This window comes from Pseudorhodobacter sp. MZDSW-24AT, assembly GCF_002794355.1.
Classification (GTDB): Bacteria; Pseudomonadota; Alphaproteobacteria; order Rhodobacterales; family Rhodobacteraceae; genus Pseudotabrizicola.
Genome location: NZ_PGOI01000009.1, coordinates 129,609 through 153,996 on the forward strand (window position 1 = coordinate 129,609; position 24,388 = coordinate 153,996).

22 protein-coding genes are annotated in these 24,388 nt (G+C 63.4%); 16 read left to right on the forward strand and 6 right to left on the reverse strand.

Translation table 11 applies throughout. From position 1 onward, the window contains the following. Nucleotides 1-6: 6 nt before the first annotated feature. Nucleotides 7-1,467, reverse strand: coding sequence for an aldo/keto reductase (locus CUR21_RS13875; RefSeq protein WP_100197883.1), 1,461 nt, complete (start codon nucleotides 1,465-1,467; stop codon nucleotides 7-9). A 64-nt stretch (nucleotides 1,468-1,531) separates the two neighbouring features. Between CUR21_RS13875 and CUR21_RS13880 the strand changes: the two genes are divergently transcribed. From CUR21_RS13880 to gcvPB, 3 genes are all read left to right on the forward strand, one after another. Continuing rightward, nucleotides 1,532-2,647, forward strand: a complete 1,116-nt coding sequence (locus CUR21_RS13880) for an ATP-NAD kinase family protein (protein WP_100197656.1) — start codon at nucleotides 1,532-1,534, stop codon at nucleotides 2,645-2,647. A gap of 72 nt (nucleotides 2,648-2,719) precedes the next feature. Continuing rightward, on the forward strand, nucleotides 2,720-4,126 hold the full coding sequence (gcvPA, locus tag CUR21_RS13885; RefSeq protein ID WP_100197884.1) for an aminomethyl-transferring glycine dehydrogenase subunit GcvPA: 1,407 nt from the start codon (nucleotides 2,720-2,722) through the stop codon (nucleotides 4,124-4,126). Next, the gene (gcvPB, locus tag CUR21_RS13890) at nucleotides 4,123-5,679 is read left to right on the forward strand and encodes an aminomethyl-transferring glycine dehydrogenase subunit GcvPB (protein ID WP_100197657.1); all 1,557 of its coding nucleotides are present in this window, start codon (nucleotides 4,123-4,125) and stop codon (nucleotides 5,677-5,679) included. The genes gcvPA and gcvPB overlap by 4 nt, the downstream gene beginning before the upstream one ends. Before the next feature lie 13 nt (nucleotides 5,680-5,692). Here the strand turns inward: gcvPB and CUR21_RS13895 are convergent, their stop codons facing one another. Then, nucleotides 5,693-6,832 carry an FAD-binding oxidoreductase gene (locus CUR21_RS13895; protein WP_100197658.1) on the reverse strand — a complete coding sequence of 380 codons (1,140 nt, stop codon included), beginning with the start codon at nucleotides 6,830-6,832 and terminating at the stop codon, nucleotides 5,693-5,695. Nucleotides 6,833-6,879: 47 nt separating this feature from the next. On the opposite strand from CUR21_RS13895, the gene CUR21_RS13900 reads away from it, so the two are divergent. After that, nucleotides 6,880-7,827, forward strand: a complete 948-nt coding sequence (locus CUR21_RS13900; protein WP_100197659.1) for a dihydrodipicolinate synthase family protein — start codon at nucleotides 6,880-6,882, stop codon at nucleotides 7,825-7,827. 2 nt (nucleotides 7,828-7,829) lie between these two features. Here CUR21_RS13900 and CUR21_RS13905 read toward each other — a convergent pair whose 3' ends face one another. Both CUR21_RS13905 and CUR21_RS13910 read right to left on the reverse strand, forming a co-directional pair. Next, the gene (locus CUR21_RS13905) at nucleotides 7,830-8,594 is read right to left on the reverse strand and encodes an SDR family NAD(P)-dependent oxidoreductase (protein WP_100197660.1); all 765 of its coding nucleotides are present in this window, start codon (nucleotides 8,592-8,594) and stop codon (nucleotides 7,830-7,832) included. Nucleotides 8,595-8,597: 3 nt separating this feature from the next. Then, on the reverse strand, nucleotides 8,598-9,698 hold the full coding sequence (locus CUR21_RS13910; RefSeq protein ID WP_100197661.1) for an NADH:flavin oxidoreductase/NADH oxidase: 1,101 nt from the start codon (nucleotides 9,696-9,698) through the stop codon (nucleotides 8,598-8,600). 110 nt (nucleotides 9,699-9,808) lie between these two features. Between CUR21_RS13910 and CUR21_RS13915 the strand changes: the two genes are divergently transcribed. After that, nucleotides 9,809-10,648 (forward strand): sugar phosphate isomerase/epimerase, encoded by an 840-nt coding sequence (locus tag CUR21_RS13915; protein ID WP_100197662.1) that lies wholly within the window; start codon nucleotides 9,809-9,811, stop codon nucleotides 10,646-10,648. 33 nt (nucleotides 10,649-10,681) lie between these two features. Here the strand turns inward: CUR21_RS13915 and CUR21_RS18655 are convergent, their stop codons facing one another. Continuing rightward, on the reverse strand, nucleotides 10,682-11,440 hold the full coding sequence (locus tag CUR21_RS18655; protein ID WP_157792026.1) for an SDR family NAD(P)-dependent oxidoreductase: 759 nt from the start codon (nucleotides 11,438-11,440) through the stop codon (nucleotides 10,682-10,684). 117 nt (nucleotides 11,441-11,557) lie between these two features. Here CUR21_RS18655 and CUR21_RS18660 point away from each other — a divergent pair, with 117 nt between their 5' ends. The 3 genes from CUR21_RS18660 to CUR21_RS13935 are packed head-to-tail and all read left to right on the forward strand — an operon-like array spanning nucleotide 11,558 to nucleotide 15,277. After that, the gene (locus CUR21_RS18660; protein ID WP_157792027.1) at nucleotides 11,558-12,499 is read left to right on the forward strand and encodes a 3-hydroxyacyl-CoA dehydrogenase NAD-binding domain-containing protein; all 942 of its coding nucleotides are present in this window, start codon (nucleotides 11,558-11,560) and stop codon (nucleotides 12,497-12,499) included. Further along, nucleotides 12,496-14,163 carry an FAD-dependent oxidoreductase gene (locus tag CUR21_RS13930; protein ID WP_198431714.1) on the forward strand — a complete coding sequence of 556 codons (1,668 nt, stop codon included), beginning with the start codon at nucleotides 12,496-12,498 and terminating at the stop codon, nucleotides 14,161-14,163. The genes CUR21_RS18660 and CUR21_RS13930 overlap by 4 nt, the downstream gene beginning before the upstream one ends. Further along, nucleotides 14,153-15,277, forward strand: a complete 1,125-nt coding sequence (locus tag CUR21_RS13935) for an FAD-binding oxidoreductase (protein ID WP_100197665.1) — start codon at nucleotides 14,153-14,155, stop codon at nucleotides 15,275-15,277. The genes CUR21_RS13930 and CUR21_RS13935 overlap by 11 nt, the downstream gene beginning before the upstream one ends. Here the strand turns inward: CUR21_RS13935 and CUR21_RS13940 are convergent, their stop codons facing one another. Then, nucleotides 15,278-16,156: an IclR family transcriptional regulator C-terminal domain-containing protein gene (locus tag CUR21_RS13940; protein ID WP_100197666.1), complete on the reverse strand. Its 879-nt coding sequence runs from the start codon at nucleotides 16,154-16,156 to the stop codon at nucleotides 15,278-15,280. Nucleotides 16,157-16,378: 222 nt separating this feature from the next. Here CUR21_RS13940 and CUR21_RS13945 point away from each other — a divergent pair, with 222 nt between their 5' ends. The 8 genes from CUR21_RS13945 to CUR21_RS13980 are packed head-to-tail and all read left to right on the forward strand — an operon-like array spanning nucleotide 16,379 to nucleotide 24,383. After that, nucleotides 16,379-17,668 carry an ABC transporter substrate-binding protein gene (locus CUR21_RS13945; RefSeq protein WP_157792028.1) on the forward strand — a complete coding sequence of 430 codons (1,290 nt, stop codon included), beginning with the start codon at nucleotides 16,379-16,381 and terminating at the stop codon, nucleotides 17,666-17,668. Nucleotides 17,669-17,725: 57 nt separating this feature from the next. After that, on the forward strand, nucleotides 17,726-18,625 hold the full coding sequence (locus CUR21_RS13950; protein WP_100197668.1) for a carbohydrate ABC transporter permease: 900 nt from the start codon (nucleotides 17,726-17,728) through the stop codon (nucleotides 18,623-18,625). Then, the gene (locus CUR21_RS13955) at nucleotides 18,622-19,455 is read left to right on the forward strand and encodes a carbohydrate ABC transporter permease (RefSeq protein ID WP_100197669.1); all 834 of its coding nucleotides are present in this window, start codon (nucleotides 18,622-18,624) and stop codon (nucleotides 19,453-19,455) included. Before CUR21_RS13950 ends, CUR21_RS13955 begins: the two co-directional genes overlap by 4 nt. A 3-nt stretch (nucleotides 19,456-19,458) precedes the next feature. After that, nucleotides 19,459-20,610 (forward strand): ABC transporter ATP-binding protein, encoded by a 1,152-nt coding sequence (locus CUR21_RS19045; RefSeq protein ID WP_100197670.1) that lies wholly within the window; start codon nucleotides 19,459-19,461, stop codon nucleotides 20,608-20,610. Continuing rightward, nucleotides 20,607-21,527: a dihydrodipicolinate synthase family protein gene (locus CUR21_RS13965; RefSeq protein WP_157792029.1), complete on the forward strand. Its 921-nt coding sequence runs from the start codon at nucleotides 20,607-20,609 to the stop codon at nucleotides 21,525-21,527. The genes CUR21_RS19045 and CUR21_RS13965 overlap by 4 nt, the downstream gene beginning before the upstream one ends. Continuing rightward, a complete protein-coding gene (locus CUR21_RS13970) occupies nucleotides 21,524-22,309 on the forward strand; it encodes an SDR family oxidoreductase (protein WP_100197672.1) in 786 nt (261 codons plus the stop codon). The genes CUR21_RS13965 and CUR21_RS13970 overlap by 4 nt, the downstream gene beginning before the upstream one ends. Next, nucleotides 22,309-23,007: an SDR family NAD(P)-dependent oxidoreductase gene (locus CUR21_RS13975; RefSeq protein WP_100197673.1), complete on the forward strand. Its 699-nt coding sequence runs from the start codon at nucleotides 22,309-22,311 to the stop codon at nucleotides 23,005-23,007. Before CUR21_RS13970 ends, CUR21_RS13975 begins: the two co-directional genes overlap by 1 nt. Next, nucleotides 23,004-24,383 (forward strand): aminotransferase class III-fold pyridoxal phosphate-dependent enzyme, encoded by a 1,380-nt coding sequence (locus CUR21_RS13980; protein WP_100197674.1) that lies wholly within the window; start codon nucleotides 23,004-23,006, stop codon nucleotides 24,381-24,383. Before CUR21_RS13975 ends, CUR21_RS13980 begins: the two co-directional genes overlap by 4 nt. The last annotated feature ends 5 nt before the right edge of the window (nucleotides 24,384-24,388 follow it).

The following is a 24,388-nucleotide window of genomic DNA, read 5'->3' on the forward strand; positions in this document are numbered from 1 at the left end:
CCTCCTTCAGGAGGGGGCGATCTCGGCCTCGGCTTCCACTTCCAGCAGATACTCTCCGATCAGATCAACGCCGCCAATCAGGGTGTTGGCGGGGCGCGCCGTGCCAAAGGCGCGTGCATGGGCGGCAGAGACGGCCTCCCAATCTTGGGCATGGCGCAGATAAATGCGGGTGCGCACCACATCTTCTTCACGCCCCCCTAAAGACAGGATGGCCGCCTTGACCTTGTCGAAGGCAAAGGTTGCTTGCCCCCCCGCATCCCCGGGACAGATCGCCGAACCGTCTGGCGCGGTGGCCGTGGTGCCGCTGACCAAAATGCGGGACCCGCTGCGCACAGCGCGGGAGAAACCTGCCTTTTCCTCCCAGATACTGCCTGAGTCGGCATGGGCGCGGCCGTTTCGGGTGACCACGGGAAAGGGCGGCGGCAAGGCATCGAGGTGATGGCTCAGATCGCCCGAGGCTGTCAGGAAAGGTGGTTTGCGGTATTCGTCGCCGCAGTCGCCGGGAATGGGCGTCAGGGTCGAGAGCACCTGTTCGATTTCCGCAAGATCATCCGTGGTGAGCGTTACAGACAAGGCGCGAAGGTTGTCGGCACTGTGGTCGCGTTCTGTCAGCCTTGTGCCGATGATGCAAGCGGAGACCCCGGGCTGCGCCAGAGTCCAAGCGGTGACGATGTTGGACAGCGACACGTCATGCCGCCGCGCCACACCGTCCAGCACGGTCAGAAGCGATTGCAGCCGCTCCCAGCCACCGGCGGTGTCGATGAAGCGTTTGTATTTCATACGGCTCCAGTCGCTGATCTCGGTCGGTTCCGGCGCACCAAGGTTGCGGGCGGAAAGAAAACCGCCCGCCATGCTGCCAAAGGCCAGAATGGCGACGCCATGGGCTTGGGCCACCTCGGCCATCTCCTGCCGGGCGCGGCGGTCCAGCATGGAGAAGCAGACCTGATTCGAGGCAATCGGCACGCCGTGTGTCACCAACATCCGCAGATGAGCCGCATCAAAGTTGGTGAGACCGATTTCGCGGATCAGACCTTCGGCACGCAGGTCGGCAAGATGCGTCAGTGCGTCGATGTAGCTTTGGTCTTCGTAGCGCCACCAGTGAAACTGCATCACGTCGATACAGTCGAGGCCCAGCCGGTCGAGCGCACGTTCCACCCCGGCGCGGACGGTTCCGGCATCCATCGGGCCGGGCGGAGGGCACCATTTCGTCAGGATGGTGGGCGGTGTCTCGCCCGCGTCGCGCATCGCCTTGTGAACCATGCCCGCGACACATTCTGCGCTGCCGTAATGGTCGGCCATGTCGAAGGTGTCGAACCCGGCGCGCGCATATCGTGCAAGCGACTCCGCGGCTGCGTCGAGATCAAGGGCGCGGCCATCGCGTTCCTGATCTGCCATCTGCCACAAGCCGGTGATCATCCGGCGGATCTTCACGCTTTGGCCAAGCGGTGTTGATGGCGGTGTTTGCATGAAATTGCCCCCTGTGATTTTCGCACAACTGTGCGCATATTGAACCGCAAGACAAGGGGGGCGCATGAAGATTGGTTTGGTGGTCAATCCGGTCGCTGGCTTGGGCGGGGCGGTGGGACTTAAGGGCACCGACGGCGCGGACACGGTGGCCGAGGCGCTGCGTCGGGGTGCGGTGGCGCAGGCCGGTGCCCGCGCCAGACGGGCGATGGCGCTCTTGGCGCAGCGTGTGCCGGGCGCACCGCTGTGTGTGGCCCCCGGCGCGCTGGGAGCGGATTGGGTGGCAGGTCTTGATCTGGCGGTGCAGACCGCGCCGCTGCCGGCACCCACAGGCTCGGCCGAGGATACGCGGAGGGCGGTGCGGGCGCTGGGGGACTGTGATGTGCTGGTTTTCGCCGGGGGGGATGGCACGGCGCGGGATGTGGCTTCCAGCCTTGAAGGCACCACCGGTCTTTTGGGAATCCCCTGTGGGGTGAAGATGCATTCTGGCGTTTTTGCCATCTCGCCTGAGGCTGCCGGAACGGCCTTGGGCGAGATGATGTTAAACCCTGCGGCGATCAGATGGGATGACGCCGCCGAGATCATGGATATTGATGAAGATATCCTGCGCGCCGGGCGGCTTGCGCCGCGTTTGTATGGATATGCACGGGTGCCGCAGTTGCGCGCCCGGATTCAGGCGGCCAAGGGGGGGCCGCGCCAAGATGCGGGGCAGGCCTTGGCGGGTGCTGCTGCCGAGATCGCCAAAGGGATGGAGGCTGGCACCCTGTATCTGATCGGACCCGGCACCAGCGCGGGCGCCGTGGCGCAGGCGATTGGGCATCGGGCCACCTTGCTTGGGACAGATGCCTTGCTGGACCACAAGATTATTGCGCGGGATGCCCGGTCTGCCGATCTTGAGCGATTGGCGCAGGGGCGCAAGCTGCGCATCGTTCTGGGCGTGACGGGACGGCAGGGGTTTCTGCTGGGGCGGGGCAATCAGACGATTTCCGAAGCCTTGATTGCCCAAGCCGGACGCGCGGGCTTGATCGTGCTGGCCACGGCGGAAAAGCTTGATGCTTTGGCGCAGCCCATGCTGTGGGTCGATACCGGAGATCCACAGCTGGATGCGGCCCTGTCGGGGTTTGTGCACGTCCACACCGGCCCACGGCAGCGGCGACTGATACGAATTGGCGCGGCCGCATAAAAGGGGCTTGTGCGCACAACGAACTTTTGTGCAATAATCGCCTTAATGAAATTCGAGATGAAGGAGCGCGTGATGACGGGACCCACCCGAGCCCATCCATGGATGGCGAATTCCGCACCGGGGATGCTGGAGGCAATGCTGGCAGAGATCGGTGCTGCGAATGTTGCGGAAGTGTTCGAGCAGATCCCACCGGAGCATTTCCGCACGGCTCCGCTGCGCCTGCCGCCGCAGCTTTCGTCCGAGATGGAGTTGAAGCGCGATCTGCTGGCCAAGTTGCGCAAGAACGCCACCTGCGAGGAAAACCTGAGCTTTCTGGGCGCAGGGGTCTGGCAGCATCATGTGCCAGCGATTGTGGACGAGATCATCGGGCGGACAGAGTTTGCCACCAACGTCTGGGGCAGCCTGCAATCGGATCATGGGCGCAATCAGGCGTGGTTTGAATTCTCGTCGCAGCTTGGGGCCTTGCTGAACCTGGATGTGGTGCAACTGCCGGTTTACTCGTGGGGCTGTGCGATTGGTCACGCGATCCGCATGGCGGCGCGCAAGACCGGGCGCACCAAGGTGCTGCTGCCGCGCCTGTCCGACCCCGAGCGCCTGTCGGTGATCCGCACCTATTGTCAGCCACAAGAGATGGACAGCGCCATCGAGATTGTCCTGATCGAAGCCGATGCCGAGAGCGGGCGGCTGGATCTGGCCGACCTGAAGGCCAAGCTGGGCGCGGATGTGGCGGCGGTTTATTTCGAGAACCCGGCCTATCTGGGCACCATCGAGACCGAAGCGGCAGAGATTGCGCGGATGGCGCGTGCGGCCGGGGCCGAAACGATTGTGGGTGTTGACCCGATCAGCCTTGGGGTGATGACCGCGCCGGGCGATTACGGTGCCGATATCGTCACCGGGCCAGTGCAGCCCTTGGGCGTGCATATGAACTGCGGCGGTGGTGTGGGCGGGTTCATCGCCTCGCGCGATGAGCCGGACTATGTCCATCAATACAACGGCTTTCTGGTGTCGATCGCGGAAACCGTGCAGCCCGGACAACTTGGCTTTGGGCTGGCCTGCCCCCACCAGAACTCTTACGGTCAGCGCGAGCATGGCAATGACTGGACCGGCAATTCCACCTATCTGTGGGCGATTGCGGGCGCGGTTTACATGAGCCTTCTGGGGCCCGAGGGCTTCCGTGAGCTGGGCCATCTGATCATCTCGCGTGCGCGCTATGCGGCCAAGCTGTTGGCCGAGGTGCCGGGGGTGCGCATCCAGTGGCCGGACAGCACCTTCAAGGAATTCGTGGTCAACTTTGACGACACCGGCCTGAGCGTGGCCGAGATCAACGACCGCCTGCGCGCGCGCGGGATTTTCGGAGGCAAGGATCTTTCCGGCGAAGGTCTTGGCCTTGGCCAGTCTGCCTTGTGGTGCGTGACCGAAGTGCACAGCGCCGCCGACCTTCGCCATGCCGCAACGACCCTTTCGGAGGTGCTGAAATGACCCGTCTTCCCACTTTTCACGCCGCGAAATGGGATGAACCCCTTGTCATGGACATGGGCCGCCCCGGCGGACGTGGCCAGTTGTTCCCAGCGCCCGAGCCAGAGGTGGCAGAGGCGGTGGGACAAAACCCGGTGCCCGCCGCGATGCAGCGCAAGGATCGCCCGGTGCTGCCCGAGATCACCGAATTCGAAGCGCAGCGGCATTATCTGCATCTGAGCCAGATGACCTTGGGGATGATGGGGGTCAGCCTCTTTGGCACCTGCACGATGAAGTATAACTCCAAAACCTCGGAATTCGCGACATGGCGGCCCCAGATCGCCGAGGTGCATCCCTATCAGCACCCCGATACACTGCAGGGCGTGCTGGAAATCATGCATGATTTTGACGGCATCCTGCAGTCGCTGTCGGGGATGGATCAGTTCGTGTTCCAGCCGGGGGGCGGCGCGGATGCCGCGTATACGATGACGGCAGTCGCCCGCGCCTATTGGGCGGATCGCGGCCAGTTGGGCCAGCGCACGGAAATGGTGACCAGCATTCAGGCGCATCCTTGCAACCCCGCAACGGCGGCGGCGGCAGGGTTTACGGTCATCAACCTGCCGCTGGAAGAAAACGGCTATCCGTCACTCGAGGCGCTGAAGGCCGCGCTGAGCGAGCGCACCGCGCTGATCATGCTGAACAACCCCGATGACATGGGGATTTATAACCCCGAGATCCGCGAATGGGTGCAGGCCGCCAAGGATGTGGGCGCGCTGTGTTTCTATGACCATGCCAATTTCAACGGGGTGATGGGCAAGCTTTCGGCCCGCGAGCTGGGCTTTGATGCCTGCATGTTCATGCTGCACAAAACTTTTGGGGCGCCCAAGGCCGGGGGCGGCCCCGCCGTGGGCGCCTTTGGCTGCACGGCCGAGCTGGCGCCCTATATGCCTGCACCCGTGGTGGTGAAGCAGGGGGAGCGTTATGTTCTGGACGAAGACCGCCCGAAATCCTGCGGCAAGATCCGGGAATTCTGGGGCAACGTGCCGCAAGTGGTGAAGGCCTATGCTTGGGCGCGCGCCATGGGGGCCGAGGGCATTCAGCTGGCCAGCGACATTTCGGTGGTGGCCAACAACTATATGGATCACCGCTTGTCGCAGCTGCCCGGCATTGCGCGGTCTAACCCTGACGTGACCAAGAGGCGGATGGAGATGACGCGCTGGTCGCTGGCGCCCTTGCATGAAGAAACCGGGATCGGCACGGTCGAGATCGCCAACCGGATGGCTGATTACGGGATTGATCCATGGTGGATGAGCCACGAGCCTTGGATCGTGCCGCAGCCCTTTACGCCCGAGGCCGGGGAGCTTTGGTCGAAAGAGGACATCGACCTGTGGATCGACGTGCTGGCACAGATCATGCAAGAGGCGCGGGAAAACCCCGAACTGGTGCGGACGGCTCCGCATAATCAGCCGATTGCGCAGGTCAAAGGCGACGCGTTCGAAGATCCGTCAAAATGGGCGATGACATGGCGCGCCTATCTGCGCAAACGCGATCAGGCCGCTGCACAGGGCGCGGCCTGACCCCATGCGGCCTTTAGTCCGCCAGGACCGAGATGCCTTTCAGAGGCAAGGCAGGCGGCCGACCGAGCACAAGGTCGGCCGTGATGCGCGCGGTCATGGGCCCGGCGCTGAAGCCCACCCAAGGGAACAGCGCGAGGAAGAACCCCGGCAGGCCCGGCGCTTCGCCCAAGATGGGCCGCCAGTCCGGGGTGCCGTTGACCCAAGCGGTCCACGAGCGCAGGGCACGCACACCGCCCACCGACGGCACCACCCCCGCCGCCATGCCCATGTTCCCGGTCAGGCTGCGCGGGTCAGTGACCAGCCCGCCATCCTGACGCAGGGCTGCGGGCCAGCCGCCGCCGATCACCAGCCCGCCATTGGCGACCTGCTTCAGCGACAGCTTTCCTGCCGCCGAATACACCAGATGCGGAATGGTCGCGGCCATCGGCTCGGTCACCGTCACCTGCAGCGGGAAGCCTTCGATGTTCAGGTGCAGGCCCAGCATTTCGGCAATCTGCCCTGCGGCAGCACCGGCGGCGTTGACGATGCGGCGGGCGCGAATCTGACCCTTGTCCGTGGTCACCGTATATCCGTCGCGCCCGGTTTCGATTGCCGTCACGCGGGTGTGCTTTTGGATCACCGCCCCGGCACGCTCCGCTGCGGCCGCGATGGCGGGGGTGGCGCGCAGCGGATTGGCTTTGCCCTCCCGCGCGCAGAACCCGGCCCCGATGGCATCTTCGGCCAAGTAAGGCGCGACAGCCCGCAGGTCTGCCTGAGACAGCAGAACGGTTTCCACTCCGGCTTCCGCCTCGATCCGCGCCTTGGCGGCGATGGCCTGCATCTGCGCATCGGTGCGCGCCACCACCAACCCACCGGCGAGCTTGACCTGCAAATCCTCGCCCACCCGCGCGGACAGGCCCTGCCACAGGGTCAGCGACTCCGTCAGCAGCCGCAGGCAAGGCGCATAGGCGCGGCCCCAGCTTTCGCCATAGGCCACGAATTCCGGATACTGGATTTGCAGATGGATCGAGCCTGCATTGGCGCCCGAGGCCTGCGCGCCCAGCTCGCCCGCTTCCAGCAGCCGCACCTCGGCCCCGTCTTCGGCCATATACATGGCCGTCATCAGGCCGGCGATCCCGCCGCCAATCACCACAACATCCGCGTTTTGTTGCATCACAACCCCCGTGCCGGTTCGTGCCGGTCGTCAGAAAGGACAAAAAAATGAAAACCTTCTCCGGCAGTTACACTGTCACCGTCACGCCCTTTACCGAAGGCGGGGCCGAGATTGACTATGCGGCATGGCGCCGGTTTCTGGATTGGCAGTTGGCCAGCGGCGTGCCGGGCATCATCATTCTGGGCACCACCGGCGAATTCCTGACCCTGACCGATGACGAACGCGGCGCTTTCATCGAAGCCACGGTCAAGCACATCGCAGGGCGCATTCCGGTGATGGTCGGGTCGATGAACGCCTATACGCCGAATGCGGTGCGCTATTCGAAACAGGCCGAAGATCTGGGCGCAGACGGGTTGATGATCATCCCGCCCTATTACTACACGCCCACCGAAGACGAGATCTTCAACTATTACAAGGCGATCTGCGAAGGCTGCTCCTTGCCGATCATGCTTTACAACAACCCGTTCACGTCCAATGTCGACATGTCGGCCAAGCTGGTGGGGCGACTGACCAAATCTTTCGAGCAGATCCGCTATATCAAGGAAGCCAGCCAGCGGATCGAGCGCATCCATGCGATCATCGTGGAATCGGATGGTTTGATGAACGTCTGGGCGGGCCAGCAGGTGCTGGAGAGCTACAAGATGGGCGCCAAGGGCTATGTGAACCCCTATGGCAACTACATCCCGCGGGCGAGTGTGAAGTTCGTGGAATATGCCGAGCAGGGCCGCTGGGATGATGTCTGGGCCATCCAGTCGCTGATCCAGAAGTTTGATGCGATCATCACCAAGGGCCACCCGCTGTATGGGCATCAGTGCTATTCCAAGGCTTTGGCTGCGGCGGCAGGCTATCCGGTGGGCGATGTGCGCGCGCCGATCACCACCTTTGCCAGCCTTGGCGACGAAGGCCGCGCCCGGGTGGCGGCGATGGTGCCGCTGATGGCGGAACTCGACCGGGTGGTGGACCAGATCGAGGCGCGCGCACAAGCCGCTGCATAGGCTCATCTGATGTAAGCCGCACCGTTGATATCAAGGGTCGCGCCGGTGAGATGCCGCGCGCGGCCCGAGGCCAGAAACACCGCGAGCTCCGCGATTTCTTGCGGGGGGACCCATTCTCCCATCGGCAATTGTGCGGTGACGGCGGCAACGCCGCCGGTCCGCTCGGCGCTTTCCACGCTCATCTGCGTGGCGACAACGCCGGGGGCAATGACATAGGCCAGAATGCCATCCTTGGCGTGGTTGCGGGCGACAGTTTTCGTGGCGGCCGCGATGGCCGCCTTGGTTGCCGCATAGGCAATGGCGCCGGGGTTGGTGGTGCCGCGCGTGGTGACCCAAGATCCGATTCCGATGACAGCGCCGGGACGCGCGGCCTCCAGCCAGTCGCGCACCGCCAGCCGCATCAGCTGTGCAGGGGCAAGCACGTTGACGCGCCATGCCTCATCCCAAGTGTCATCCCAGAGCGCGGCGTCATCTGCGATGCCGCCGGCCTGTCGCATGATTGCGGCATTGTTCACGATGACATCGGGGAGGCCATGGGCCCGCACCTCGGTCCAGAAGGCGGGAATGCTGGCCGGATCGCCGAAGTCGGCAGAGACGAGTCGCGCGCGGTCCGGGGCGGCGGCGACCGCCGCCTCGGCTCCGGCACGATCCCGGCCATAATGGGCGATCACCTGCGCGCCGGCGCCCAGCATGGCCGATGCGATGGCGGCGCCGATCCCCTTGGAGGCGCCGGTGACCAGAACGGTGCGGCCAGACAGAGTGGTCATGGCTTACTTCCTTGTGATGAAGGGGGTGTTGCGCAGGGCGGGGTTGGACCGGGCATAGGGGGCGGGCAGGACGATCTGCTCACCAAGCGCCAGAGCCGCCCGCCACGCCCAGTGCGGGTCCCACAGCATGCCCCGCGCGATCGAAATCATGTCGGCCTGATCGGCGGCCAGAATGGTTTCGGCCTGCACGGCTTCGGTGATCTGGCCCACGGCCATGGTCGGGATGGCGCTTTCGGCCCGGATCCTGCCCGAGAAGCCCACCTGATAGCCCGGTCCTGTCACGATCTTTTGCCGATGGTCCAAACCGCCCGAGGAGACATCGATCATGTCGCAGCCTGCTTCGCGCAGCGCGGTTGACAGTGCGACCGCTTCGCCCACGTCCCAGCCGCCTTCGACCCAGTCGGTTGCCGACAGCCGCAAGATGACCGGGTAATCCTCTGGCACGGCGGCGCGCACCGCGCGGAACACCTCCAGCGTCAGGCGCAGCCGGTTTTCCAGACTGCCGCCGTAGGCGTCGGTCCGCTGGTTTGACAGCGGCGACATGAATTGATGCAGCAGATAGCCATGGGCGGCGTGAATCTGGATCAGGTCAAACCCTGCCCGCACGGCGCGGCGCGCACTGTCGGCAAAAGCGGCGATCAGATCGGCAATGGCCTGCGCATCCATTTCGCGCGGGGTGGGCCATGTGTCCAGATAGGGCAAGGCGCTGGGGCCTACGGTTTCCCATGCCTCATCGCCTTGCGCCGGGCCGCTGCCTTGCCATGGCGGCAGGGTGCTGGCCTTGCGCCCGGCGTGGGCCAGTTGAATGCCGATCTTCGCGGGGCTCTGGCGGTGGACGAAATCCACCACCTTGGCGAAAGCCTCTTCCTGCGCATCACTCCACAGACCGGGGCAACCGGGTGTGATGCGGCCTTCGGGCACTACGCCGGTGGCCTCGGCAATGATGAGGCCGACGCCGCCCAAGGCAAACTGGCCCAGATGCACCATGTGCCAATCGGACGGCACGCCATCATGGGCCTGATATTGGCACATCGGCGCGACCACGATGCGATTGGGGACCGTCAGGCCGCGAATGTCGATGGGGGTAAACAGCCTGCTTGCCATGCTCGTTCCTTCAAGATTGTGATTGAACCTGTGGTTCGTGCGATATATGAACTTATGTGCGCCATTATGCTCTGCCTGTGAAGCCCTTACAAACAAAAAGGACCTGGAACATGACTGCACTACCTGTCGCCGCCAGCACATTTCCCTTTCTGTACTCGCGCGATGGTCTGGATGCGCTGAAGCATTTGCGCGGTCTGGGCTTTGATGCCTTTGAGATGATGATCTTTCCACCGCATTGCTGGCCGCGCGAGATGACGGTCGCGCAGCGTCGGGAGACGAAGACGTGGCTGGATGGTGAGGGCGCACGCCTGACCTCTTTCTGCTATCCGCTCTTGGACAACAACCCCAATGGTGTGGATCGGCTGATGCGCGGCTACACGCTGGACCGCTATCGTGAGGCGATCGACCTCGCGGCGGAATGGAGCTGCCCCTATGTGGTGGCGATCCCCGGTCCGGTCAGTTCGCTGATCAATCCGCCGCGGGAGTGGATGCTGAACTGGTTCGTGGAAGGTGTGCAGGATCTGGTGCGCTATGCCAAGGGCACGGGTGTGGAGATCCTGTTGGAGAACGTGCCCTTCACCTTTTTGCCGACGGCGCAAGACATGGCAGAGACCGCGCGCCTGATCGGGCCGGAGGTTGGCATCAACTTCGACATCTGCAATTCGGCCTATATCAAGGAAGACCCTGCAGCGGCGATCCGGATGCTGGGGGATCTGGTGAAGAACGTTCATATCTCGGACTCTGGCTATGGCGATTTCAAGCATGAGCGTTTGGGAACCGGCATTGTCGATCCCGCGCCGGTCGCCGCGGCCTTGAAAGAGATCGGCTATACCGGGGCGACGGTTCTGGAAATCATCACCGACGCTCTGCTGCCCGATGCCGACCCCGATGGCGACATTCTGGCCAGCAAGGACATTCTGGTGCAGCACGGCTGGAAACCCTTGTCCTGACCCAAGATTTCGCCTGACCCCGTCAATACGGGGTCAGGCCAATCCGGCCTCGACCGGGTAGACATGGCCGGTAAGGCCCGCGGCGGCATCGCTGGCCAGAAAATGGGCGAGGTTGGCCACGTCTTGCTGGGTTGCCATGCGGCCCAGCATCGTCTCTGCCGCCAAGGCGCCAAGTGCCACCTCGGGTGCAGGCCCGCCTGCCGCGTGGCGTGCCGTGATCCGGGAGAGCAGCGCCTCTGTCGCAATGGGTCCGGGGGCCAAGGCGTTGACCCGGACGCCCTTTTGACCAAGATCCATGGCGGCGGCGCGCATCACGCCAATCACAGCATGTTTTGACGCGGTATAAAGCACTTGCTTGGGGTGGGCGCGGTAACCGTTGATCGAGGCCATCACGATGCCGGACCCGTGCCCCGACGTGGCGAGCGCCTCGGCAAAACTGCCCAGCGTGATGGCGACTCCCCAGACATTGACCGCCATCACGCGCTGCCATTCGACCGCGTCCAGTTCTGTGATGCCGCGCCAGCGTGGCACCAGCCCTGCGTTCGCGACAACCACCGACACCGAGCCCAATCGGGTGGCCACGCGCTGCATCTGCTCTGCCGCGGTGGGGTCTGTCAGATCCAGTGCGATGCCCTCCCATCCCGCGGGGAGGGCGTCCAGCGCGTCGGGCAGATCAAAAGCCACGATGCGCGCGCCTGACGCGGCCAGACGGTCGGCGATGGCGCGGCCCAAACCGCCCGCCGCGCCAGTGACAACAGCCGTGCGACCGGCCAAATCCTGCAGAACGCTCATATTGCACGCCGCTTTCGATGTGAGTAGAGTGAGGTATTGTTCGCACTTTTGTTCGTCATGTGAACGAATGCAAGTGCAATCGGCAGGGTTCAAGGCAATTCGGGGGCGAGGCAGGGCGTGACAGAGCATAACGATGTGACAATTCTGGGGGCAGGCTCCATCGGGCTGTCTTTTGCTGCGGTGTTTGCTGATGCGGGCTTTCGTGTCACGATTTGTGATCCGCAAGCCGAACGCCGGGCGCAGGCGGAGGCAGGTTTGGCGGTGCAGCGCGATGCGATCGCCTTGGCAGGCCTGCAGCAAGGCAAAGCAGGGGAAATCAGCATTGCCGAGGCAAGCGATGCAGTTCTGGCCAGCACGGATCTGGTGATTGAATGTGGCCCTGAAAATCTGGAGATCAAACAGGCGATCTTTGCCGATCTCTTGACGCGGTGCCCTGAGACCGCCGTGTTGGTGACGGCCTCTTCCGCGATTCCGATGTCTTCCATTCTTCCGGTGGCAAAAGATCAGCGCCGCTGCCTTGTGGCGCATCCTGTCAACCCGCCCGCCGTGTTGCGGATGATCGAGCTTTGCCCGGCGCCCGGCACTGACGCGCAGGTGATGGACCAAGCCGCTGTGCTTTTCGCCGCGGCAGGATTTGAAGCGGTTCGGCTGGGGCATGAGATCGAAGGTTTTGTCCTGAATCGTCTGCAAGGAGCGGTGCTGCGCGAGGCCTATCGGCTGGTGGATGAGGGCGTGACGGATGTTGCCGGGATCGAGGCGGTGATGCGCTTGGGTCTTGGTCCTCGCTGGGCGCTGTCCGGGCCGTTTGAAACCGCCGAGTTGAACACGCCCGGCGGCATCCGCGCCCATGCGGCACGCATGGGCCCTGCCTATGCCCGGATGGGGCGCGGACGGGGTGAGACGGTGGACTGGCACGCAGGGTTGATCGAGACGGTCGAGGCACAGCGGCGTGCCGCGCTTGCCGCCGATCTTTTGCCCGCCCGTGCAGCATGGCGGGCGCGGGCGGTGGCACGACTGGTGGCGTCACGGGACGCCTTGATGGCAGAGGCATCGAAATGACGCAGGCGGCAGAGCACTTTACGTTTGATGGTCACAGCGTGCCGTTGCGCGCCGGTCAATCGCTGGCCGCTGCCTTGACCGACGCCGGTTTGCGCCGCTTTCGGCAGACCGCGAAAGGCGCGGCGCGCGGAGTCTTTTGCGGGATGGGGGTCTGTCAGGATTGCCTTGTGACCGTTGATGGCGTTCCGAACCGCCGGGCTTGCATGACTGCGGCGGCGCCGGGCCAGCAGGTTCTGACCCAAAATCCCTTTCCCGATCTGGCGACCGCCAAAGTGCCTTTAGCGGCCCATCCGGCGCGGGTCATTGCGCCTGATCTTCTTGTCGTCGGGGGCGGCGCGGGCGGGCTTTCGGCAGCCATTGCGGCGCGCGCCGCGGGTGCGAGTGTGGTGATTCTGGACGAGCGCAAGGTGGGCGGCGGCCAGTATTTCAAGCAATCTGCCGTCAGTGCGCCGCTTGATGCGCAGCAGGCCGCCGGGGCGGAGTTGCTTGCTCAGGCCTTGGCCGCCGGCGCAAAACTGATCGGCGAAGTGGAAATCTGGGGCGCCTTTGACGGGTTGCTGTTTCTGGCCGAGCACAAGGGCGCGGCCTTGGTGGCCCGCCCGCGCGCGGCGATCATCGCCACAGGGGCTTATGAGCGGCCCGAGATCCGGCCGGGCTGGACCTTGCCGGGCGTTATGACCACTGGTGCGGCGCAAACGCTTTGGCGCAGCTATCGCACCTTGCCGGGCAAGCGTGTGGCGATTGTCGGCTCTGGTCCGTTGAACTTGCAGGTCGGGCGTGAGCTGGCCTTGGGCGGCGCCGAGGTGGTGATGATCGCCGAGCGTGGGCCAGCGCCTTGGCTGCGGCCCTTGGCCTCGGCGGTCTTGGCCTTTGCCGATCCCGGTTTGGTGCTGTCGGGGCTGCGCATGCTGTCTGACCTGCGCAAGCGTGGTGCTCCCGTCCGCCACGGCACGCGGCTGGACCGGATCGACGCTGAAGGTTCGGCGCTGCGGGTCACGGTGACAGATGGCGCCAAGACGACGGCGGTGACGGCCGATGCTGTGCTGATGAATGCCGGCTTTGATCCGCAAAACGAGATCTTGCGGTTGCTGGGCGCGCGCGCCAACTATGACCCCGCCTTCGGCCACCTTCGTGTGGTGCGGGATGAGCGTTGCGCCACAAGCGTGCCGGGCCTTTATGCCGTTGGCGATTGTGCCGGGTTGGGGGGCGCGCCTGCGGCAATGGCTGAGGGGCGGATTGCAGGGCGCGCTGCGGCAGCCGAGCTTGGGTTTGGCGATGGGTATGATGTCTTTGCCGATCAGCGCCAACTGCGCCGCCATCGGCGCTTTCAGCGCCAGCTTTGGGCCTTGCACGACGTGGCCCCCCGCTTGCCCGAGGTTCCGGATGATACGCTGATCTGCCGCTGCGAAGAGATTGACGCAGGCCAGATCCGGCAAGGGCTGGGTGAGCGGCCGGGCCATGCCGGCACGTTGAAACGGGCAACCCGCGTGGGCATGGGGCGGTGTCAGGGGCGGTATTGCGGACTCGTCGCCGCACGACTTGTGGCCGCTGCAACGGGAATGCCGGTGGATGAGCGCAGTTACTTTGCGCCGCGTGTGCCGATCAAACCCGTGGCGATTTCCTCCATTCTGGCGGCAGAAGAGGCGTTGAAGGATGGACTCTGATCTTCTTGTCATCGGGGGTGGCATCACCGGGATGATGGCCGCGCTTCACCTTGCCGAGGCGGGGGCGCGGGTGCGCATTGTCGATGCTGGGGAGAATGCCGGGACTTGGGCCAATGCGGGCAGTCTGCATGTGCAGATGCAAAGCCGTTTCATGCGGCTCTACCCAGATCAGGTGCCCGCTGTCGAGGCATCTTTGCCGCTTTACAAGGCGGCGGCGGAGGAATGGGTACGTCTCGACGCGCTTTATGGTCCGTTCGAATTGGTGCGCAAAGGCGGCCTGATGCTGGCGGAAGGCGCGGAGCAACTGCGCTTTCTGGAAGGAAAGGCCCGCCGAGAGGAAGCGCGCGGCTTGAGCGTAGAGATGCTGGATCGGGCAGCGCTTGACGGGATCGCGCCTTGGCTAGGCCCCCAGATCCTTGGGGCCGAGCTGTGCCGGGATGAGGGCAAGCTGAACCCGCTGATGGCCAATGCGCGCTTGCTGGCAGAGCTGGACCGGCGGGGCGTCGCGCGTGTTCAGGATCGGATCATCGGGCTGGAACAACAGACGAATGGTCTGGTGGCGGTGGGGCGTGCCGCTGTGTATCGGGCAGACCAGATCATCATCGCCTCTGCTTGGGGCGCGGGCGATATTGTGCGTGGCTTGGGCGTGGATATCCCGACCAAGGCCGAGCCCCTGCACATGAACATCACCGAAGCGGCGGCTGTCAGCATCGGGCATCTGATCCAGCATGCCGAGCGGTCCATCACGCTCAAGCAACTGGGCCAAGGGCAGATTGTGATTGGGGGAGGCTGGCCCGCACAGGACAGGGGGCGCGAGACGCCCCCCGCCGTGCTGGCGGGCTCCTTCCTTGGCAATGTGGCCTTGGCAGCCCGGCTTGTGCCACAGATCGGCGGCCTGCGCGTGATCCGCACATGGGCCGGGATGAACACCACTGCCGATGGGGCAAGCACGATCGGACGGTTGCCGCAAGCCTCGCGGGTGGTCATGGCCTTGCCGGGGGACGCGGGCTACACGCTTGGGCCGCTTGTGGCCAAGATGGCGGCGGCCGTCACGCTGGGAGCCATGCCGGAAGCCGACATGGTTCGCTATACCCCCGCCCGTTTTGCCGCGTGATCAGCGCTTGAGCGATTCGCGGATGTTCAGCACGGTTTCCTGCAGTTTGGGCAGCACATATTCGATGGCGGTCGCGGCGCTCATGCGGACGGTCGGAATGCCGACGTTGATCGCGCCCACCAAGCCGCCCGAAGGGTTGTGCAGCGGCACCGCGATCGACATGAGGCCGGTTTCCAGCTCTTGATCCACCAATGACCACCCTTGATCCCGGACCTGTTCCAGCACGCGGCGAAACTCTGTCGGGTCGGTGACGGTGTGCTCGGTCATGCGGGTCAGCGGGATGTGCTGAAGCATCCCGGGCCACATCTCGGGCGCCTGAGCCGCCAAAAGAACCCGGCCGGTCGCGGTGCAATGCGCGGGAAAGCGTGCCCCCACCGTGATGCCGACGCTGATCACCCGGTGATATTGCGCACCCGAGACATAGACCACATCAAAGCGGTCCAGCACAGCGGCGGAGACTGATTCGCGCAATTCGCTCGACAGGTGGTCGATGAACGGGCGGGCGATGTCCCATGCGCCCTTGGACGACAGCACAGAATAGCCCAGTTCGAGAACTTGCGGTGTCAGATCAAAGAGTTTGCCATCGGCCACCGCATAGCCTTCGTGCACCAGCGTGAGCAGAATGCGCCGCGCGCCCGCCCGGGTGTTGCCGGTTTCGGCGGCGACTTCTGACAGGGTCATCTTCCGACGTGTGCGGTTGAAGGCGCGCAGAACCTCGAGACCGCGTGCGAGACTGGAGACGTAATCGCGGGGATTGAGACCTCCGTTTTCGTCATCGCTCCAGTCCGGCGATGCGGTCATCAATCCTGTCCGCGCCGGATTGCGCGGGGGCAGAACGTCTACCGAGGCCTCGTCTTTTTCCACCACTTCCTTGGCCATGGGCCGCCTCCGTTATCCATTCGGGTCACTGCATTTTGGCGCTCTTCGTAGCACAGCCAAATCGCATCCTATACCCAGAAATACGCGTGTTTAGGACTTGCTTTTTGATCTGGTTTCATTGTTATATCGCACAAGAGTGCGTTATGTGAACAATAGCACCGCAGGGAGATCGAAAAAATGAAGAATAGCCTCACTTTTCCGAACGGACTGACGAGAAGATCCATGCTGGCCGGGCTTGCCGCGGGCACCGCCCTGTCGGCGCTGCCGCGCCGCGCCCATGCGCAAGATGTCACGCTGCGCTGGTGGTCCCCTCAGGGCGCTCCCGCCCAAGCCGAAGCCTACAAGTTCCAGATTGCCGCCTTCGAAGCCTTGAACCCCGGGATCAAGGTGGTGTTCGAAACCACTTCGGACGAAGGCTATGCGCCGCAGCTCGCCGCCGCTTTCGCGAGTGGGGAGGTGCCCGATCTGGTGACGCACCTGCCGTCCTTCTCGGTGCAGACCTATTATTCCAACGGCCTGATCGAGCCGTTTGACGATGTGATCAACGCCATTGGTGCCGATGACTATTATCCCGGTGCGAATGACGTCTTTAAAACGGCGGATGGCAAATACTGCGGCACGGGCATCGGCAACACGGCCGCCAACATGCTGTGGCTGCGCCGCGACCTGATGGAGGCTGCGGGCGTTGCTGCGGCACCAAAGACGTGGGATGAGCTGCGCGCGGCCTGTCAGGCCATGCAGAAGGACGGGATTTTCGGCGCGCCGCTGCCCTATGGCCAGAATTCCATGACATCGCTGATCTTCATCGGCTTTATTCATGGCGCGGGTGGGCAGGTGTTCACGCCTGATCTTCAGGTTGCCATCGACAGCGAGCAAACCCGCGCGGCCTTGGAGTTCTACAAGTCCATGCGCGAGCTTTGCCCGCCCGGTGCCACCAATTACAGCTGGGGGGAAAGTCTGACGGCGTTTGTGTCGGGTGCCACGGCCACCGGCATCTATGCGGGCCGCGTGCTGGCGAATGTTGTGGCGCAGAATCCCGGCATTGCCGACCATGTCACCTGCACGACTTATCCGACCATTTCGGCCGATGTCGCGCCGTGGACCTTCAACGACTTCCCCAGCGTCTTCATCCCGGCGCAGTCCAAGAACAAGGACGCGGCCAAGGCCTTTGCCGCCTTCCTGTTCGATCCGGAAGGTTACATCAAGCAACTGCACGCGGCACCGGGTCACGTTCTGCCGGTGTTGAAGTCGATCAACGAAAACCCCGCCTATCAGGACAATGACATCATCAAGAAATACCCTGCGGAGGTGGATCTGATGTCGGGTGCCGCAGCGGGTGGATTCAATCTGGGCTATGAATCCAGTGCGCATGCGTCGAATGACCGGGCAGGCGAGGTGATTGCCTCCAATGCGATTGCCGATCTGGTCCAGCGCGTGGTTCTGAACGGCGATGATGTGAATGCAGCCCTTGGCGATTGTGCCAAGGCCATCGACGCAATCATGAAGGCCTGAGGCACCTGCAGGCTGCCTGATCTGGTCAGGCAGCCTGCGTCTTGAAGGAATTTCCCGATGCCTGCCCCCATCCAATCTCCGCTGGAGCGCCGATACGCGCGTCTTGGCCTGCTGCTGATTGCGCCGACGGTTCTGATCTTTTGCGCTGTCATCATCTATCCGCTGGTGTCCGCAATCTATCTGTCCCTGTTCCGGGTGTTTACGCCGACGCTGGAAAGCAGTTGGGTCGGGCTTTCGAATTACCGCGAGCTTCTGGCCAGCGGTGTGTTCTGGAAAGCGCTCTGGAACACGTTGATCTGGACGGCGGGCACTCTGACCCTGCAAATCGTGCTTGGCATCGGCATGGCCTTGGTGCTGCACCAGAACATCTGGTTCCGGTCCTTGGCGCGGTCGCTGATCCTGTTCCCCTATTTCATTTCGACCGTTGTGGCGGTGCTGGTGTGGAAATGGGTGTTCAATGATCTTTACGGTATTCTGAACCATCTGCTGATGCGCGGCGGCATCATCGACATGCCGATTGATTATCTGGGCAGCATGCCCAATGCGATGATCTCGGTCATTCTGGTGGGCGCGTGGAAGTATTTTCCTTTCGTCGTGATCGCTGTGCTGGCACGGCTGCAGACCATTCCCGAACCCCTTTATGAAGCGGCGCGGATTGATGGGGCAGGGCCGATCGCCCGCTTCTTCGACGTGACGTTGCCGCAACTGCGCGATGTGCTGGTGGTCATCATCATGTTGCGGGCGATCTGGGATTTCAAAGAATTCGACCTGATCTGGTTGCTGACCGGGGGCGGCCCGTCCTCGTCGACCGAGACGCTTCCGATCGTGGTCTATCGTCAGGCCTTTGCGCTCAACCAGATGGGCATGGCGGCGGCTTGGGCGGTGTCGATGATGGCCATCCTGCTGGTGTTCATGATCGTCTACATCCGCCGCACCCGCGAGAAGGAGACGGCATGATGCGCAAATTCCTTGGCCCGGTTGTGCTGAACGTCTTTGCCTGGACAACCATTCTTGCGGTCGCCTTTCCGCTGTTCTGGATGCTGGTGACCTCGGTCAAACCGCAGTCGGAGCTGTTCCGCCGCCCGCCGACCATGCTGCCCGAAAGCTGGACCTTTGAACATTACTGGCACCTGCTGAGCCAGACCAATTTTCTGGTCTATTTCCGCAACTCGGTGATGCTATCGACGGTGACCACACTGCTGGTTGTGACGGTGGCAACCTTGGGCGCCTATAGTCTGGTGCGGTTCCGCTATCGTGGGCGCGAAAGCCTCGCCTTCATGGTGCTGTTTACCTATCTTCTGCCTTCGGTCGTGTTGATCATCCCGCTTTATCTGATGCTGGTCAGCATGGGCCTGTCGAACACCCTGTTTTCGCTGGTGATCGCTTACACCACTTTTGCGCTTCCTTACGCGCTGTGGCTGATGCGGTCTTTCATGGCGGGCGTTCCGGATGATCTGGAATATGCCGCCATGGTTGATGGGGCCAGCCGGATGGGGGCCTTTGTCGATGTGATCCTGCCGCAGCTTTTGCCCGGCATCATTTCGACCGCCTTGTTCACCTTCATCTTGAGCTGGAACGAATACCTTTATGCGCTTGTCCTTGTGAATTCGGACGAAGCGCGCCCGCTGACCACCGGCGTGATGAACATGCTGATCTCGTCCTTCAACATCGAATGGTCGCTTCTGATGGCGGCATCGGTGATGATGAGTGTGCCTCTGATCATCGTTTTCGCCTTCCTTCAAAGCTATCTGACCCGCGGCTTCGGCGCGGGAGCCGTGAAAGGCTGATCCATGGCCAATGTCGATTTCCGCGCCGTCACCAAATCTTTCGGCGCTTTTACGGCCCTGCATGGGCTGGATCTTTCTATCAAGTCCGGTGAATTCGTCGCATTGCTGGGGCCTTCGGGCTGCGGCAAGACAACCACCTTGCGCATGCTGGCCGGACTGGAATTTCCCACCACCGGCGACATCATCATCGGCGACCGGCGGGTGAATGACCTGGCGCCGGGGGAGCGTGATATCGCCATGGTGTTCCAGTCATATGCGCTTTACCCGCATATGACGGTTGCCGAAAACATGGCCTATCCGCTGAAAAAGCGCGGCGTGCCCAAGGCAGATCGCGGGCCGATGGTGGCGAAAACCGCCGAGATGCTGCATCTGACCGCGCTTCTGGATCGCAAGCCCAAGCAGTTGAGCGGTGGCCAACAGCAGCGTGTCGCCCTTGGGCGGGCGCTGATCCGTGATCCAAAGGTCTTTTTGCTCGACGAACCGCTGTCGAATCTGGATGCCAAGCTGCGCAGCCAGTTGCGGGCGGAACTGATCGAGCTGCACCGCCGACTGGGGCGGACGATGGTGTATGTGACGCATGACCAGCTGGAAGCCATGACGATGGCCGACCGCATCGCCATCATGGAAGGCGGCAATCTTCAGCAATTCGCGCCTCCGGCCGAGGTTTATGCCCGACCCGCGAACCGCTTTGTGGCGGGGTTCATCGGGACACCGGGCATGACGCTGATCGACGGCGCGCTGGTGCAGGACCAAGGGCGCTGGCTGTTCGAAGGTGATGGCTTGCGGCTGGATGTGCCAGCACTGGTGGCGGGTGCCTCTGCCGGACCCGCAGCCTTTGGCATCCGTCCCGAAGATGTGCACATCGGCCGCGGGGATCTGCAGGGAGAAATCGTGCTGACGGAAGCCACGGGCCACGAAACCATCGTTACCGTCGCGCTTTCTGCGGCCGTGCGCGTGGTGGCCCGCGTGCCGGGCACCCCAAGCCTGCGCATCGGCGAGCGCGTGCCTGTCGGGCTTGATGCCGCATGCGCCCATATTTTTGCCGCAGGTCCACATGGGGTGCGGCTGAACCATCCATCGGGCGCCGCAGGTGCAGATGAAACCGATAATATCGCCGCGCCGCTGCGCGTGGCTTCCAAAGGAGTTGTGTCTTGAATCGTCATTCTGTCGACTGGGCGGGTCCCATGCCCGCGATCACCACGCCCTTCCGCAAGGATCTGACGATTGACGAAGAGTCTTTCGTGGCCAACATCGACCGGCTGTTTGCAGCCGGATCAACGGGCATGGTCGCGGCAGGTTGCACCGGCGAGTTCTGGGCGTTGAGCTTGAAAGAGCGGGCCCGCCTTGCCAAGGTGACCGCGGAAGCCTGCAAAGGCAAAGGGCCCGCGATCATCGGAACCGGCGCAATCCGCCAAGAAGAGGTCATCGAGCAAATCCACGCTGTCAAGGAAGCGGGCGGTGATGGCGTGCTGGTGCTGCCACCCTTCTTTGCACACCTGACAGAGTCCGAAATCATCGCGCATTTCGAAGCCGTCAATGCCGCCAGCGTTTTGCCCATCGTGCTGTATAACATTCCGGGCAATGCCGGGAATGCGATCACGCCCGCCATTGCCAGCCGTTTGGCCGATCTGGACAAGGTGGTGGCGATCAAGGAATCCTCGGGCGACTGGCGCAACTTCCATGCGACCTTGCTGCAAGTGCGCGACCGGATCCGGGTCTATTGCGGGCCGTCCTCGGTGTACGGCGTGGCGGCGACGCTTGCCGGGGCCGATGGGCTGATCGACTGTTTCCCCAACGTCTGGGACAAGGGCTGTCAGGATCTGTGGCACGCCACCAAGGCAGGGCGCCTTGACGAGGCTTGGGCGTTGCAGCGCATCGGGATCGAGATGACCCATCTGTTCACCTCGGAAGGCCGCTCGCTTTATCCGGCCACAAAGGCTGCTATGAACTTCCTTGGCCTTCCCGGCGGGGGTGAACTGCGTCCGCCGCTGCGGGCGCTTTCGGGCGCGCCGCTTCAGGGCTTGAAGGCCGGAATGGAGGCGCTTTTGGCGCCGGAAGCAAAGGTGGCATGATGGAACTGGGACTGAAGGGGCGGCGGGCGATCGTCACCGCAGCATCGCGAGGGCTGGGGCTGGCAACGGCGCGGTCTTTGGCGCGGGAAGGCGTTTCGGTGGTGATGAACGCCCGCTCGGCGGGGCCGCTGGAAGAGGCGGCTTCGGCGATCCGCGCGGAGTTTGGTGTCGAGGCGATCCCGGTCGCGGTGGATTTCAACACCGCCGAAGGCCGGGCCGAGATTCTTTCGGCGGCGGGGCAGGTTGATATTCTGGTCAACAACCCGGGCGTTCGCCAAGTGCCCACCCCTTCGGCCCAGATCACATCGGAAGACTGGCGGCATTGGCTTGAGGTGCATTTCCTGTCATCGGTCGAGATGATTCAGGCGGTGACGCCCGGGATGATCGAGCGTCGCTTTGGTCGCATCGTCAACATGAGCGTCAGCTTCATCAAGTTCCCGCAGGTGGGCTTTGCGCATTCGCACGCGGCGCGTCTGGCGCTGTCGGGGGCGGTGGCGGCGATGTCGCGCGAATTGCTCCCCCATAACGTGACCGTAAACACCGTCTGCCCCGGTTTGTTCGACACGGATGCGTTGCACACGAACCTGCATGGCCATGCCAAGCGCGGCAACACCACCTATGAGGCGATCCTGAAGAACCGGCTGGAAACCTGCCCCGCCGGACGCTTGGGCGACCCGTCGGAATGCGGCGATCTGATTGCCTTCTTGTGCTCGGCGCAGGCTGGGTTCATCTCGGGGCAGAACATCGTCAATGACGGCGGCGTCTATCAGGGATTGTTCTGATGGCGCGGGTGGTTCTGATCTCGGGCGGTGGCCGCGGACTTGGGGCCGCCATCACCGACCGCCTGCTGGCGGATGGCTGGTCCGTGTCGCTGGGTCTGCGTGATGTGGCGCGGGCGACGCGTTTTGGCCTGCCAGACCGCGTTCAGGCGGTGGCCTTTGATGCGACCGACCCGGCTGCCGCCCCGGCTTGGGTGGCGGCGGCGGTCGAACGCTTTGGCCGCATTGATGCTTTGGTGAACAATGCCGGCATCATGCATATGGTGGATTTTGAAAAGGGCTCGGAAGACGAGCTTGACGCCATGTGGGGCGTGAACGTCAAGGCGCCGTTCCGCCTGATCCGGGCCGCGTTGCCGCATTTGCGCCAGACGGGGCAAGGCCGGGTGGTCAATGTCGCCTCGACCGACGCCAAGCGGTATCGCAACGGCACCAGTGTTGGCTATTCCATGACCAAACACGCCCTGCTGTCGATGACGCAGGCGGTGCGTGCCGCTGCGTGGGACGATGGCGTGCGCGCCACCGCGCTGTGCCCCGGCGCCATTGATACCGATCTCTTGGCCAATGTGACCGGAGCCACCCCGAAACCTGACCGCCTGACGCCCGAAACCGTGGCCGGCATGGTGTCTTTCCTGTTGTCGCTGCCCAATCAGGCGAGCGTTCCGGAACTGATCGCCAACACCCGGCAGGAGAGTTTGATATGACCCTTGATCCGCGCCTGAATGATGATCTTGCCGCATGGGATGCGGCGCATTTCCTGCACCCCACCACCCATATCGCCAATCATGCCAAAGGCGTGGTGGCCGGGCGCATCGTGACCGGAGGCGATGGCTGCACCATCGTGGACCGGGACGGCAATCGTTTTCTGGATGGTTTCGCGGCGCTTTACTGCGTGAACGCAGGCTATGGTCGTCCGGAGATTGCCGATGCCATGGCCAAACAGGCGCATGAGCTGGCGTTTTTCCACAGCTTTGGCGGGCATGGCAACGAACCTGCCATCCGGCTGGCCAAGATGGTGATGGACCGCGCCCCCGCCCATATGAGCCGGGTGTTCTTCGGTCTGTCCGGGTCGGACGCCAATGAGACCAACGTCAAGCTGGCCTGGCATTACCACATCCTCAGGGGGCAGCCGCAGCGGCGCAAGATCATCTCGCGCTGGCGGGCCTATCATGGATCGGGGATCGTCTCGGGCTCGATGACGGGCTTGCCCGGCTATCACACCCGCATGGGCCTGCCCTTGCCCGGCTTCTTGCACACCCACACGCCGCATTTCCTGCGGCGCCCGCAGGATGACATGGACGAGGCCACGCATCTGGACTGGCTGATCGCCGAGCTGGAGCAGATGATCGAGGCCGAGGGTCCCGACACCATCGCCGCTTTTGCGGGCGAGCCTGCGATGGGCACCGGCGGCATCATCCCGCCGCCGCCCGGCTATTGGGCGCGGGTGCAAGAGGTGCTGGACCGCCACGGCATTCTGCTGATCGCGGATGAGGTGGTGACGGGCTTTGGCCGCACCGGGTCGATGTTCGGGTCGGATCACTTTGGCCTGCGCCCGGATTTCATCACGGTCGCCAAAGGGCTGACATCGGCCTATGCGCCGCTGTCGGGGTCGATCATCTCGAAACGGGTGATGGATGTGCTGCTGACCGGTTCCGAAGAGCATGGGATGCTGGCGCATGGCTTCACCTATTCCGCGCACCCCGTGTGCGCGGCGGCCGGTGTTGCCACCTTGGATTTGGTCGACAGCATGGGTCTGGTCGCCAATGCGGGCAAGGTGGGGGCCTATTTCAAGGGCGCCTTGACCGATGCCTTGGGCGCGCATCCGAATGTGGCGGAAATCCGGGGCGAGGGCTTGATGCTGGCGCTGGAATTCATGGCCGATCCGGGCAAGCGGGAGTGGTTCGCTCCGATGACGGTGGTGCCCAAGATCACTGCCGCCATGCTGACGCGCGGCGTGATCGCGCGGCCCTTGCCTGAAGGCAATATTCTGGGCTTCGCGCCGCCGCTGTGCCTGACGGAAGCCGAGGCCGATCGCATGGTCTCGACGCTCAAGGATGCGGTGACCGAGGTTCTGGGCTGACGCCG